Below are 13,320 nucleotides of genomic sequence, written 5' to 3' on the forward strand. Positions count from 1 at the left end.
CGAACGGGAGAAGCCATGGCCGCCGACCACGTGGACGTCCTGATCGTCGGTGCCGGGCTCTCCGGCGTCGGCGCCGCCGTCCACCTGCGACAGAACTGCCCCGACAAGACGTACGCGGTGCTCGAGGCGCGCGACGCGATCGGCGGCACCTGGGACCTGTTCCGCTACCCGGGCATCCGTTCCGACTCCGACATGTACACCCTCGGCTACTCCTTCAAGCCGTGGACGAACCCGAAGGCGATCGCCGACGGCGACGCCATCCGCGCATACGTCCGGGAGACCGCCCGGGAGTACGACGTGCAGCGGCACATCCGCTTCCGGCACCGGGCGGTGCGCGCCGAGTGGGACAGCGCGACCGCCCGCTGGACGGTCACCGCGTACCGCGAGGACACCGGCGAGGACGTCGTGCTCACCTGCGCCTTCCTCTTCACCAACTCCGGCTACTACCGCTACGACGAGGGCTACACCCCGGTCCTGCCTGGCGTCGACCGCTACGCCGGGCGGCTCGTGCACCCGCAGCACTGGCCGGCGGACCTGGACTGGGCCGGCAAGCGGGTGGTGGTGATCGGCAGCGGCGCGACCGCGGTCACCCTGGTGCCGGCGATGGCCGAGCAGGCCGCCCACGTCACCATGCTGCAACGCTCGCCCACGTACGTCATCTCGCTGCCGTCGCGCGACAAGCTGGCCGACGCGCTGCGCCGCCGGCTGCCCGCGAAGGCCGCGTACGCGGTGGTGCGCTGGAAGAACGTGGCGCTCGGGGTGGCCAACTTCCAGCTCAGCCGGCGCGCCCCCGGCCTGGTGAAGAAGTTCCTGCGCCGGGCCGCCAAGGGCAGCCTCCCGGTCGGGTACGACATCGACCGGCACTTCTCGCCCCGCTACAACCCCTGGGACCAGCGCCTCTGCGTGATCCCCGACGGAGACCTCTTCGCGGCGGTCAGCGCCGGCCGGGCCGCGGTGGTCACCGACACCATCGACACCTTCACCGAGCAGGGCGTCCGGCTCGCCTCGGGCGAGGAACTGCCCGCCGACATCGTGGTCACCGCCACCGGCCTCAACCTGCTCGCCCTCGGCGGCATGACGCTGGTCGTCGACGGCGCCGAGGTCGACCTGGCCCGGACGGTCGCCTACAAGGGCATGATGCTCTCCGGCGTACCCAACTTCGCGATGACCATCGGCTACACCAACGCCTCCTGGACGCTCAAGGCCGACCTCGTCGCCACGTACGTCTGCCGGCTGCTGCGCCACCTCGACGCCACCGGCCAGCAGATCGTGACCCCGCTGGCCCCCGACACCGACGACCTCGAACCGATCATCGACCTGCAGTCCGGGTACGTGCTGCGCGCCGTCGACCAGCTGCCCAAGCAGGGACCGCGGGCACCGTGGCGGCTGCACCAGAACTACCCCCGCGACGTCCGGCTGATGCGGCGCGGCCCGCTCACCGACGGGGTGCGCTTCTCCCGCGCCACCGCGCCCGCCACCGAACCCACCGCCCCCGTCGCCGGAGCAGGAGCACCGTGATGCGTGACTACGTCTTCCCCGGCGGCACCGCCGTGGTCACCGGCGCGGCCAGCGGGATCGGCGAGGCGCTGGCGCACGGCCTGGCCCGGCGCGGCGCCCACCTGGTCCTGCTCGACCGGGACGCCGACCGGCTCGACGCCGTGGTGGCGGCGATCCGCACCGCCCACCCGGACCGGCGGATCGAGACCCACCTGGTCGACCTCGCCGACGCCGACGCCACCGACCGGGTGGCCGCCGCGGTCCGCGCCGCCCATCCCCGGATCCGGCTGCTGGTCAACAACGCCGGGGTGGCGCTGGGCGGCCGCTTCGACCAGGTGACCCTGGACGAGTTCCTCTGGGTCGTCGACATCAACTTCCGGGCCGTCGTCCGGCTCACCCACGCGTTGCTGCCGGCGCTCAAGGCCGAGCCCGGCGCGCACCTGGTCAACATCTCCAGCCTCTTCGGGCTGATCGCCCCCGCCGGGCAGGCCGCCTACTCGGCGAGCAAGTTCGCGGTACGCGGGTTCACCGAGGCGCTGCGCCACGAGCTGGTCGACGACGGCGTCGGCGTCACCTCGGTGCACCCCGGCGGCATCCGGACCCGGATCGCCGCCAGCGCCCGGGTGGGCAGCGGCGTCCCCGTCGCCGAGTACGAGGCCGGCCGGAAGCAGTTCGAGAAGCTGCTCTCCATCGACCCGGCGAAGGCCGCCGAGGTGATCCTGCGGGGCGTCGAGCGCCGCCGGGGCCGGGTGCTGATCGGCTGGTCGGCGAAGCTGCCCGACCTGCTGGCCCGGCTCGCCCCCGCCTCGTACGGGAAGGTCCTGGCACTGGGCATGCGCCCGCCGCGCGCCGCGGCCCCCGCGCCCACCGGGGCCGTCACCACCGGATCGGGTGGCCCCGCGTGACCGTCACCCTGCCGGCGGCCGACGAGCTGACCGTGGCCGGCCGGCGGGTCCGCTGCCGGGTCACCGGCACCGGCCCGCCGGTGGTGCTGATCCACGGCATCGGCCGCACCCTCGACGACTTCACCGACCAGCAGGAGGCCCTCGCCCGCGACCACCGGGTGCTCAGCGTCGACCTGCCCGGACACGGCGGCTCCGCGCCCCTGGACGCGCCGCACACCCTGCCCGCGCTGGCCCGCGCGGTCGCCGAGTTCCTCGACGCGACGGGCGTCACCGGCGGGGCCCACCTGGTCGGCAGCTCGCTCGGCGGGGCCGTGGCGATGCGCCTGGCCGTGGACCGGCCGGACCGGGCGGCGAGCCTGGTGCTGGTCAACAGCGCCGGCTTCGGCCGCGAGGTGACCTTCGCGCTGCGGGTGCTCGCGCTGCGCCCGCTGGCCCGGCTGCTGCTGCGCCCGCACCCGGCGGTCACCCGCCGCACCGAACGGGCCATCTTCCACGACCCGAGCTACGTCACCGAGGTACGCCTGTCCACCGCCCTGGCCGCCGCCCGTGAGCCGCACGCCGCCCGGGTGATGCTGGAGCTGGTGGGCAGTCTCGGCACCTTCCGTGGGGTCCGCCCGCAGTGGCGCGCGGAGTTGCTCGCCGAGGTCGCCGCGCTCGGCCTGCCCACCCTGGTGGTCTGGGGCGACCGGGACCGCATCCTGCCGGTGCAGCACCTGACCCGCGCCGGTCGCCAGTTCCCGCACGCCCGCACCCACCTCTTCCCGGACACCGGTCACATGCCCCAGATCGAGCGGGCCGCCGAGTTCGAGACGCTGGTCCGGGGCTTCTGGGCGGAGCTGGACACCGCCCCGGCCTAGCACTGCCCGGTCTCCGGCGGTCGTGGCGGCGGTCGGGGCCCGGTCGCCGGGGACCTCCCCGGCCGGCTCGGGCCGGGACAGCGCGACGAGCGCCGCCTCCACCTCGGCGGGCAGCCGCCGCCGGTGCCGCAGCACCCAGCCGGTGTGCCGGAGCGCGTCGAGCACCCCGGCCCGGCCGGCTCCCGCCACGCCTCGGCGAGGACCGTGCGCAGCACCGGGGCGGCGCAGCGCCGCGGTGAGCACCGGTTGCGCGCCTCCACCCGCTGCCGGGCCCGTGGGTCGCGGCCCGAGGGCGTGGGCAGGTGATGGGCGACCAGCTCCGGCACGTACGCCAACCGCCGGCCAGGTCCATCGAGAGCAGCGCCTCCCCGCCGTACCTGCCGAGCCGTTCGGCGAAGCCGCCGACCTGCGGGTACGCCGCGCGGCGCAGCACCACGGCGCAGGCCAGGACGTCCCGCCCGTCCCACCCTCCGCGCGCGATCGTGCACTTTCGGCCTCGCACGATCGGCGAGGCGAGGGGGAGGGTGATGGTGGGGTGGGCGGGGTCACCGTGGGGTGGGGTGGGCGGGGAGGCGGGAGGTCAGGGACGCATCATGGATACATGACGCATTCCACGGTGGTGGGCGCTGCCGCGCGGGACGAACGGGTCTCCGCGGCGGAGCGGGCGTACCGGCACCTCAAGCAGGCCGTCCTGGCGCAGGTCTACCCGGGCGGGCACCTGGTCAGCGAGGGCGAGATCGCCGAGGCCACCGGGGTCTCCCGGACCCCGGTCCGGGAGGCGCTGCTGCGGCTGGAGACCGAGGGCCTGGTGAAGCTCTACCCGAAACGCGGGGCCCTGATCCGGCCGGTGTCGGCCCGGGAGATCACCGACGTGATCGAGGCCCGGCGGCTGGTCGAGCTGCACGCCGCCGAGCGGGTCTGGCCCCGGCGCGCCGAGCTGTGCGCCGGCCTGGCCGCCCGGCTCGACGAGATGCGCCGGGCCCACGCCGCCGGTGACGTCACCGCGCTGATGGCCGCCGACCGGGCCTTCCACGCCACCGTGGTGGAGGCGGCCGGCAACGAGATCCTCACCGAGCTCTACCACCGGCTGCGCGACCGGCAGATCCGGATGGGCGAGGCCGGGTTCCGGCTCTCCCCGGGCTGGGCCGAGGTGGTGCTCACCGAGCACGCCGCCCAGCTCGCCGCCCTGCGCGGCGACGACCGGCAGGCCTGGCTGGGCTCGGTCGCCGCGCACATCGACAACGCCGCGACCGTGCTGCGGACGCTGCGGTGAGCGCCCCCACCCGCCGCCCTGCCGCCCTGGTCTACGCCGTCGCGGTCACCGCCTACGTGGCGGCCGTGTTCCACCGCAGCTCGCTCGGCGTCACCGGGGTCGACGCGGCCGACCGCTTCCACATCAACGCCGCCGCGCTGGCCACCTTCTCCGTCGCCCAGCTGGCCGTGTACGCGGCCATGCAGGTGCCGGTCGGGGTGCTGCTCGACCGGTACGGCTCCCGCCGGCTGCTGCTGGCCGGCGGCGCGCTCATGGTGGCCGGGCAGCTCTGCTTCGCGGTCGCCACCGACGTGCCGCTGGCCGTCACCGCCCGGGTGCTGGTCGGCCTGGGCGACGCGATGACCTTCATCAGCGTGCTGCGGATCGTGGCGTTCTGGTTCCCGGGCCGGCGCAACCCGCTGCTGGTGCAGCTCACCGGCACCTTCGGACAGCTCGGCGCGGTGCTCGGCGCCGTACCCCTGGTGGCGCTGCTGCACCACGCGGGCTGGACACCCGCGTTCCTCACCGCGGCCGCCCTCGGCCTGACCGTGCTGCTGCTGGTCCTGGTCGGGGTCCGCGACACCCCACACGCCGAACGACCGGGCGCGGTCGCCGCCGACCTGGCCACCGTACGCCGGCAGCTCGCCGACGCCTGGGCGCAGCCCGGCACCCGGCTCGGCCTGTGGAGCCACTTCGTCACCCAGTTCTCCGGGGCGGTGTTCGCGCTGCTCTGGGGCTACCCGTTCCTGGTGCAGGGGCAGGGCTTCTCGCCCACCGCGGCGGCCTCCCTGCTCACCCTGATGACCGTGGTGACCCTGATCTGCGGCCCGGTCGTGGCGCACCTGTGCGCCCGGCACCCGTTCCACCGGTCGGTGGTGGTCTTCGCGATCACCGCGGCGACCGCCGCGATCTGGGCGGTCGTGCTGGCCTGGCCGGGGCGCGCGCCGCACGGGCTGCTGGTGGCCCTGGTGGTGGTCCTCGCGGTGAACGGCCCCGGCTCGGTGATCGGCTTCGACTACGCGCGCACGTTCAACCCGGTGCACCGGATCGGCAGCGCCACCGGCATCGTCAACGTCGGCGGGTTCGTCGCCTCGATCCTGCTGATCCTGGCCGTCGGCGTGGTGCTCGACCTGGCCACCCCGGCCGGGCGGGCCACCCCGCCGCTGGACGCGTTCCGCTGGGCCTTCGCCGTGCAGTACCTGCTCTGGGGCGTCGGCGCCGTGCAGGTGCTGCGGTACCGCAACGCCGCCCGCCGCCGCTGGGCCGCCGACCGTGCGGACCTCCCGGTGCCGGCCGGCGCCTGACCGGCGGGGCCGGCGGCCCGGCGGACCCGGCGGGCCCGGGGGCCCGTCGCGGCGGGCTCAGCGGCGGCGCCTGCGGTGGGTCAGCGCGTCCAGCATCAGGGTCAGCCCGGCCCCCACCAGCCACACGTCCTTGGCCAGCCCGATGCCGGCCTGGCTGGGCCGCAGGCTGCTGCCCTCGCGCATGCCCGGGGTCTTCAGGTAGAGCTGCACCAGCCCGGCGCCGAACGCGGTCAGCGCCGCCCCGGCCAGCAACGACGGCACGAACGGGGCGAGCAGCGCCGCGCCCAGCGCCACCTCGCCCCGGGACAGCAGCTTGGCGAACCGGTCCGGCTCGTACTGGCCCAACTGGGGGATCGCGCCCACCGCCATGCCGTGCACCGACTCGGCCGCCGCACCCTCCAGGGTGCGCTTGCCGAGCCCGGAATTGAGGATGTACGCGCCGATGCTGACCCGTAGCGGCGCATGCGTCAGTCTCATGATCACTCCCGTCCCGGTACCGGCGAACCGGGCCCCGCGTACCCGGCGACGCGCCCGATAACCACCGGTCGACGGTGGGCCGGCCGTGCCGATCGGCGGTAGGTTCGGCGCAGAGGAGACCGAGACAGGGCGGGCGCGTCGGCGTACCCGCCGGGCCAGGAGGGCAGCGTGAGCCAGCAAGTCCGGGGAGTCGTGTCGCGGCGCAAGGGCGCGCCCGTGGAGGTCACCACCATCGTGGTGCCCGACCCGGGGCCCGGCGAGGCGGTGGTCCGCGTCCAGTCCTGCGGGGTGTGCCACACCGACCTGCACTACCGCGAGGGCGGCATCAACGACGACTACCCGTTCCTGCTGGGCCACGAGGCCGCGGGCGTGGTCGAACAGGTGGGGGCGGGCGTCACCGACGTCGCCCCGGGCGACTTCGTGGTGCTCAACTGGCGGGCGGTCTGCGGGCAGTGCCGCGCCTGCCGCCGGGGCCGGCCCTGGTACTGCTTCGCCACCCACAACGCCGCCCAGAAGATGACGCTCACCGACGGCACCGAGCTCAGCCCCGCCCTCGGCATCGGCGCGTTCGCCGAGAAGACCCTGGTGCACGCCGGCCAGTGCACCAAGGTCGACCCGTCCGCCCGGCCGGCCGCGGTGGGCCTGCTCGGCTGCGGTGTGATGGCCGGGCTCGGCGCGGCGATGAACACCGGGCAGGTCGGCCGCGGCGACTCCGTCGCGGTGATCGGCTGCGGTGGGGTCGGCGACGCGGCGGTGGCCGGCGCGGCGCTGGCCGGCGCGACCACGATCGTCGCCGTGGACACCGACTCCCGCAAGCTCGACTGGGCGCGCAGGTTCGGCGCGACGCACACCGTGAACGCCTCCGAGGACGACCCGGTCGAGGCGATCCGCGCCGCCACCGGCGGGTTCGGCGCCGACGTGGTCATCGACGCGGTGGGCCGCCCGGAGACCTGGAAGCAGGCCTTCTACGCCCGCGACCTGGCCGGCACGGTCGTGCTGGTCGGCGTGCCCACGCCCGAGATGACGGTCGACCTGCCGCTGCTGGACGTCTTCGGGCGCGGCGGCGCGCTCAAGTCCAGCTGGTACGGCGACTGCCTGCCCAGCCGCGACTTCCCGCTGCTCACCGAGCTGTACCGGCAGGGCCGCCTCGACCTCGACGCGTTCGTCACCGAGGAGATCGCCCTGGACCAGGTCGAGGAGGCGTTCACCCGGATGCACCACGGCGACGTGCTGCGCTCGGTGGTGGTCTTCCCGTGACCGCCCGGGTCGACCACACCGTCACCTCCGGCACGTTCTCCCTCGACGGGCAGACCTTCGACGTCGACAACAACGTCTGGGTGGTCGGCGACGACACCGAGTGCGTGGTGGTCGACGCCCCGCACGACGTGGCCGCCATCCGGGCCCTGGTCGGCGACCGCCGGGTGCGCGCCATCCTGGCCACCCACGCCCACGACGACCACGTCCGGGTCGCCCCGGAACTGGCCCGCGTCACGGGCGCCCCGGTGCTGCTGCACCCGGCCGACCGGGTGCTCTGGGACCAGGTCCACCCCGGCACGCCGCCCGACGGGGAGCTGACCGACGGCCGGCGCGTGGAGGTCGCCGGCACCGTGCTACGGGTGCTGCACACCCCCGGGCACAGCCCCGGCGCGTGCAGCCTGTACGCCCCCGACCTCGGCGCGGTCTTCACCGGCGACACCCTCTTCGCCGGTGGTCCCGGGGCCACCGGGCGCTCGTACAGCGACTTCGGGACCATCATCGAGTCGATCCGGGACCGGCTGCTCACCCTGCCGCCGGAGACCGTGGTGCACACCGGACACGGCGACGACACCACCATCGGCGCGGAGGCGCCACACCTGCCGGAGTGGCTCGCCCGCGGGCACTGAGCGCGGCCGTCCGGCCGGGTCACCCGCCCCGGCCGGCGGCGCGGGCCTCACCGCTCGCCGTCGAGCACCGGCTTGACGTCGAGTACGGGCGTGCCGTGCACCGCCTCCAGGTCGGCCACCCGCACCCGGACCCCCGCCACCTCGAGTACCCGGACCCGGTGCAGCCCGATCGGGTTGGGCCGGTGCGGCGAGCGGGTCGCGAACACCCCCGTCTCCGGGCGGGACCGGTCGTCGCGCGGGTGCACCACCAGCACGTCCCGGTCGGCCCGGTCGAGCCAGGTCAGCACCAGCACGTCCGCGCCGGTCCGCAGCCCGCGCAGCGCCGGGGCGTACGTCTCGTCGAAGACCAGCCACGCCTCGGGCGCCCCCTCGTCGCCCTGCTTCGGGGCGGTCGCCGGGTCGGTCAGCGGGGACTCCACCCGGCCGACCACCCGCAGCCGGGGTTCGGTCACGGGTTTGCCCGCAGCATGTGCAGGCGCACCGTGGTGCCCGCCGCGGTGGTGTGCAGCAGCACCAGGTCGCAGAGCGCCTGCACGATGACCAGGCCGCGACCGCCGATGCCGTCGTGGGCCGGGGCGAGCCGGCCGGCCAGCGGATCGGAGAGCCAGCCGTCGTCGTGGATCTCGCAGACCAGGTGACGTTCCGTGCGCCACACCTGAAGGGTGCCGCCGCCGCCGGCGTGCGCGACGCTGTTGGTGGCCAGTTCGGTCACCGCGATCTGCAGGTCGGCCACCCGGTCGGCGTCGAGGCCGGCCGCGCCGGCGTGGTCGGCGACGAACCGGCGCAGCAGGGGCAGCGTGTCCAGGTCGTACCGGAGCGTGGTGACCGGCTCGGCGGGGCTGGGCAGCGGCTTGTTGTGCCGCTCGGCCACCTCGTGCGGGGCGTAGCCGGCGATGGGCCGGCAGCCGGAGCCGTCGACCAGCAGTGGATGGGTGCACCGGGCCTCGGCGAGCACCCCCGGCTCGAGCCGGCCCGCGTCGTACGGGCAGAGCACGCTCACCGGGCGGTCCGCCAACGCCCAGTTGATCGCGGCCTCGTGCTGGGCGCAGGCCGGATACTCCTGGGCGGTGCGGCCCGGCCAGACCGGCTCACCGACGATGCGCACCCGGCGGTCGGGGTGCCGGTCGGCGAAGGCCTGCAGCACCCAGGGCAGGATCCGTCCCGGGTTGCGTCCCGCCTCCGTCATGTCGGTCCAGGTGACCGCGTCACCGGCGGCCCCCAGCGCCGCGCGGGCCAGCGCCAGTTGGGGGCCCGGCGTGGCCACCAGCACCGGTTCGCCGACGGCCAGTCCCTCCTGGACGAAGGGCAGCACCCCGGACAGCAGGCTGTCGTGGTCGGTGTAGAGGAGCAGTTCGTGGCGGAGCGAGCCGCCCGCTCCCACGGTCGCGGTCATGCTGGCAGACTTTCGCCCGGAGCGCCGCCGAGCAGCCCGATCAGCCGGCCGAGCGCCGGCCGGCAGCCGACCAGCCGAACCCCTGCGGCACCGGCCTGACCGGCCCGGACCAGGGCGGTGGCCGCGCCCGCGTCGACGAAGCTCACCTCGGACAGGTCCACCACCGTCGCCCGGTCCACGTTGCGGGGATCGGTCGTCACGTCGTCCAGCACGGCGGTGAACGCCTCCCGGTTGCTCTGGTCCACCTGGCCCACCAGCCGCAGCCCCGGCGGATCGGTCGTCCGGTACGCCCGCAGCAACGGCGACCAGGTGCGGTGGAGGTGCGACCCGGCGGTACCCAGGTGGGCGGCGGCCAGCGCCCGCACCCGCTCGGCGGGGAAGAGCCGCCGGTCGTACAGGCACATGCCGGCGACCCGCCCGTCGAGGAACAGCGGGTTGAGGGCGCTCTCGTAGCGGTGCAGGTCGTCCAGGGTGGTGCCGGTACGCAGCACCCACGCCATGTCGCCGACCAGCCGTACGCCGGGATAGCCCTCCTGGCCGGCGCGGGTGATCTCGTCGACCACGGTGGCCACCATCGCCTCCGGGGCGAGCCGCCCACCGGAGAGGTACACCTCCAGGGCCGGCACGATCCGCAGCTGGCCGCCCGCCACGGCATCCTGCGTGGGCACCCCGAGGGCGTCGACGCGGGCCCGGACCGACTGCGGGGTGGCGGTGTCGGTGAAGCAGATGACCTTCTGCCCGAGGCGGAGGCCGGTGGCGGCGAAGCGCCCCACGGTGTCGAGAGCGTCGCTCTCGTCCTCGTGGGTCCAACAGACGTGGTCGCCCAGTTGGATCTGGTCGACCACGGTCGAAGCAGTCACGGTGCTCGCCCTCCGATCGGCCGTCCCTCACCTTAACGCCGGCCGGTACCCCGACCCAACCGGCCGTCCCGGGCGGAACCGCTTGCCCCCGCCCGGTCCTCGGGGTTAATCTGCGGCGGGACCCGGATGCCGGCACAGCCGCCCGGGGCCCCTCTCACCGGAACGCGCGGACGACCTTCTCGTCGCGTACGCGTTCCCGTCCGCCGGGTCGTCGCTTCCCGCGGCCGGCCGGTCTTCCGCTGGTGTGCCGACGGGTCGCGCCGTGCGGCCGGTCCGCCGGGCCTGTCGCCCCGTCCGCGCCGCTCCTTCTCACAGGTCCGCCGCGCCCGCGGTTCGGCGGGCCCACCGCGTCGGCCCGTCCGCGGCCCGTGACGAGTTCGGCGGGCGTCCACGGCCCGGTCCGGCCCCACCGGACCGACCCCTCCCGTTCCTCCACCACATCGGAAAGGCACGCCATGAACGACGACAGCACCACCCCGGTCAGCGGCATCCTGGACGTCCGAGACGAGCAGGCCCGGATCCGGGTGTGCGGCTACCTGCCCTCCACCGCCGACGTGCAGGTCTCCCTCGCGCAACTCCGCCGCCACGGCCTGCGCCGGGGCGACCTGGTGACCGGCGCGGCCGCCGCCGCGCCCCGCCGTGGCCGACCCGACGTGCTGGTCCGGTTGGATGCCGTCAACGGCACCGGCCCGGAGGAGGCCCGGCGCCGGCGTGAGTTCCACACCCTCACTCCGCTGTACCCGCGGGAGCGGCTGCGGCTGGAGACCGAGCCGCACCTCCTGACCACGCGGGTCATCGACCTGGTGATGCCGATCGGCAAGGGGCAGCGGGCGCTGATCGTGTCGCCGCCGAAGGCCGGTAAGACCATGGTGCTGCAGGCGATCGCGAACGCGATCACCCGCAACAACCCGGAGTGCCACCTGATGGTGGTGCTGGTCGACGAGCGGCCGGAGGAGGTGACCGACATGTCCCGGTCGGTGAAGGGCGAGGTCGTCGCGGCCACGTTCGACCGTCCGCCGCAGGACCACACCACGGTGGCGGAGCTGGCGATCGAGCGGGCGAAACGCCTGGTCGAGGCGGGTCAGGACGTGGTGGTGCTGATCGACTCGTTGACCCGTCTGGGCCGCGCCTACAACCTCGCGGTCCGGTCCACCGGTCGGACCCTCTCCGGCGGGGTGGACGTGGCCGCCCTCAACCCGCCGAAGCAACTGCTCGCCGCGGCCCGGGCCACCGAGGAGGGTGGCTCGCTGACCATTCTCGCGTCCGCGCTGGTGGAGACCGGATCGGCCGCCGACACGCTGATCCACGAGGAGTTCAAGAGCACCGGCAACGCGGAACTCCGACTCGACCGGGCACTGGCCGACCGGCGCACGTACCCCGCCGTGGACGTCCGGGGCTCGGGTACCCGCCGCGAGGATTTGCTGCTGACCCCGGTGGAGCGCGAGCGCCTGCGCGGGCTGCGTGCCGCGCTGTCCCACCTGGACCGCCGGCAGGCCCTGGAGCAGCTGCTGCGCGAGCTGGCCACCGCCCCGGACAACCACCGGTTCCTGGCCCGGCTGGACGGCACGGCGGCTCCGCGTCGCTGACGCCGGCGGCAATCCGGGTGGCGGTGCCGGCGTGGACCTGGCGATACTCTGCCCGTGACCGCCCCGCCCCTGACTCCGGCGCAGACCGCCGCACTGCGCCACGTCCGTGCCGTCGCGGTGCGCGAGCGGGCGGCCGCGCTCGCCGTCATCGCCCGGCACCTGGCGGGTACGGGCGTCGGGTACCAGCCGGGGGAGGTGTTGGCCTCGGTCGCCCGGCACGGCCGGCTGACCCTCAACTTCCACCCCGACCGGCTGCTGCGCGACGGTCGTACGGTGGCCGAGGCGCTCGACCGGGAGGACGTCTACCGCAGTCAGTTCGAGACCGGCATCTCCAACGGCGGCCTGACCGCCTTTCCCGGCGGTGACCGGGACCGGTGGGAACGGGCCCTGTTCGGCGGGGCGTACCACCGCCACGGGGTGCCGCCCGCCGAGCGCCCGAAGTACGGCGGCCTCAACCTGCTCGACCACCCGGACGGTGCCTGCCCGCGGTTCGGCTCCTGTCACCTGCGGCTGCGGCCCGAGGTGCTGCGCCGGTCCACCTTCAGCTTCGGCGACACCGCCTTCGCACCCGCCGAGTTCGGCACCGTCGACGCCTTCGAGCCGGTGCTCGCCGCCCTGCTGACGGCCACCGACGGTACCGGGGTCAGCCTCGGGGTCACCGGCCTGGACACCGGCACGCTGCTGCGGTGCCTGCTGCGGCTGCGTGAGCGGCGGTCCACCTCGCCCGGACGGGCCCTCGACGACTACATCGAGGCGCAGGTCCACGGCGAACTGAGCCTGGCCCGGGACGTGGAGGCGATCGTCGCCGACCCCTCCTTCCGGGGGACCGCGGCGGGCCGCCTGCTCGCCGGCATCGCGGCCCGGCACGGCTTCGCGCTGCAGTGGCACGGCGGGTTCGAGTTGCCGGTCGAGGGTGTCGACGCCGACTTCCGGGGCCCGGCGATCCCGCTCCTCGCCGCCCGGGTGCACGCCGAGTTCGCCCGACCGGGCGAGCCGGTGCACGCCGCACTGATCGGCCGGGCCGCCGCCTCCGTGGTCACCGAACCGCAGCGCTGGGCCGACCGGGGACCCGTCGCCGACACCCTCCAGCACCTCAAGCAGCTCTGGCACGTCCTGGTCCGGTTCGGGGCACCGGCAGCCGTCTGAGCGCCGACGGCCCGGCTCCGCCAGGCTGAGCGCCGCTCGGTTCGTCCTGGCCGGGTGCCGCTCGTCCGGTTCCACCCGGTCGGGTCCGGCTCCGGCCAGACCGCCCGATCAGCCGCGTGACCTGGACCGCAGCTCCCCGTCCACCAGGCATATCCGGAAT

General features: G+C 75.1%; 12 protein-coding genes and 1 pseudogene. 9 read left to right on the forward strand and 4 right to left on the reverse strand.

Translation table 11 applies throughout. The features are described 5' to 3' along the window. The first annotated feature begins 15 nt into the window (after positions 1-15). The 5 genes from GA0070611_RS07535 to GA0070611_RS07555 all read left to right on the forward strand — a co-directional run bounded on the left by GA0070611_RS07535 (position 16) and on the right by GA0070611_RS07555 (position 5,815). Positions 16-1,518 carry a flavin-containing monooxygenase gene (locus tag GA0070611_RS07535; RefSeq protein WP_091659796.1) on the forward strand — a complete coding sequence of 501 codons (1,503 nt, stop codon included), beginning with the start codon at positions 16-18 and terminating at the stop codon, positions 1,516-1,518. Continuing rightward, positions 1,518-2,402 carry an SDR family NAD(P)-dependent oxidoreductase gene (locus GA0070611_RS07540; protein ID WP_091659799.1) on the forward strand — a complete coding sequence of 295 codons (885 nt, stop codon included), beginning with the start codon at positions 1,518-1,520 and terminating at the stop codon, positions 2,400-2,402. The genes GA0070611_RS07535 and GA0070611_RS07540 overlap by 1 nt, the downstream gene beginning before the upstream one ends. Then, positions 2,399-3,259 (forward strand): alpha/beta fold hydrolase, encoded by an 861-nt coding sequence (locus GA0070611_RS07545; RefSeq protein WP_091659802.1) that lies wholly within the window; start codon positions 2,399-2,401, stop codon positions 3,257-3,259. Before GA0070611_RS07540 ends, GA0070611_RS07545 begins: the two co-directional genes overlap by 4 nt. A gap of 601 nt (positions 3,260-3,860) precedes the next feature. Beyond that, the gene (locus tag GA0070611_RS07550) at positions 3,861-4,532 is read left to right on the forward strand and encodes a GntR family transcriptional regulator (protein WP_091659805.1); all 672 of its coding nucleotides are present in this window, start codon (positions 3,861-3,863) and stop codon (positions 4,530-4,532) included. Beyond that, a complete protein-coding gene (locus tag GA0070611_RS07555; protein WP_091659808.1) occupies positions 4,529-5,815 on the forward strand; it encodes an MFS transporter in 1,287 nt (428 codons plus the stop codon). Before GA0070611_RS07550 ends, GA0070611_RS07555 begins: the two co-directional genes overlap by 4 nt. A 57-nt stretch (positions 5,816-5,872) precedes the next feature. On the opposite strand, the gene GA0070611_RS07560 is transcribed toward GA0070611_RS07555, so the two are convergent. After that, the gene (locus GA0070611_RS07560; protein WP_091672613.1) at positions 5,873-6,292 is read right to left on the reverse strand and encodes a hypothetical protein; all 420 of its coding nucleotides are present in this window, start codon (positions 6,290-6,292) and stop codon (positions 5,873-5,875) included. A gap of 168 nt (positions 6,293-6,460) precedes the next feature. Between GA0070611_RS07560 and GA0070611_RS07565 the strand changes: the two genes are divergently transcribed. Both GA0070611_RS07565 and GA0070611_RS07570 read left to right on the forward strand, forming a co-directional pair. Continuing rightward, positions 6,461-7,549 carry an S-(hydroxymethyl)mycothiol dehydrogenase gene (locus GA0070611_RS07565; protein WP_091659811.1) on the forward strand — a complete coding sequence of 363 codons (1,089 nt, stop codon included), beginning with the start codon at positions 6,461-6,463 and terminating at the stop codon, positions 7,547-7,549. After that, a complete protein-coding gene (locus tag GA0070611_RS07570) occupies positions 7,546-8,175 on the forward strand; it encodes an MBL fold metallo-hydrolase (protein ID WP_091659814.1) in 630 nt (209 codons plus the stop codon). The genes GA0070611_RS07565 and GA0070611_RS07570 overlap by 4 nt, the downstream gene beginning before the upstream one ends. Before the next feature lie 47 nt (positions 8,176-8,222). Here GA0070611_RS07570 and tsaA read toward each other — a convergent pair whose 3' ends face one another. The 3 genes from tsaA to GA0070611_RS07585 are packed head-to-tail and all read right to left on the reverse strand — an operon-like array spanning position 8,223 to position 10,428. Next, a complete protein-coding gene (gene tsaA, locus GA0070611_RS07575) occupies positions 8,223-8,627 on the reverse strand; it encodes a tRNA (N6-threonylcarbamoyladenosine(37)-N6)-methyltransferase TrmO (protein WP_091659818.1) in 405 nt (134 codons plus the stop codon). Then, positions 8,624-9,568, reverse strand: a complete 945-nt coding sequence (locus GA0070611_RS07580; RefSeq protein ID WP_091659822.1) for a sensor histidine kinase — start codon at positions 9,566-9,568, stop codon at positions 8,624-8,626. The genes tsaA and GA0070611_RS07580 overlap by 4 nt, the downstream gene beginning before the upstream one ends. After that, positions 9,565-10,428: an MEDS domain-containing protein gene (locus GA0070611_RS07585; protein WP_091659827.1), complete on the reverse strand. Its 864-nt coding sequence runs from the start codon at positions 10,426-10,428 to the stop codon at positions 9,565-9,567. The genes GA0070611_RS07580 and GA0070611_RS07585 overlap by 4 nt, the downstream gene beginning before the upstream one ends. Positions 10,429-10,871: 443 nt before the next feature. On the opposite strand from GA0070611_RS07585, the pseudogene rho reads away from it, so the two are divergent. Both rho and GA0070611_RS07595 read left to right on the forward strand, forming a co-directional pair. Next, positions 10,872-12,014, forward strand: a pseudogene (gene rho, locus GA0070611_RS07590) (transcription termination factor Rho); the annotation flags it as partial. 54 nt (positions 12,015-12,068) lie between these two features. Beyond that, the gene (locus tag GA0070611_RS07595; RefSeq protein ID WP_091659837.1) at positions 12,069-13,160 is read left to right on the forward strand and encodes a DUF3626 domain-containing protein; all 1,092 of its coding nucleotides are present in this window, start codon (positions 12,069-12,071) and stop codon (positions 13,158-13,160) included. Positions 13,161-13,320 lie beyond the last annotated feature (160 nt).

The sequence above is a fragment of the Micromonospora auratinigra genome (genome assembly GCF_900089595.1).
In the GTDB taxonomy this organism is placed as follows: domain Bacteria; phylum Actinomycetota; class Actinomycetes; order Mycobacteriales; family Micromonosporaceae; genus Micromonospora; species Micromonospora auratinigra.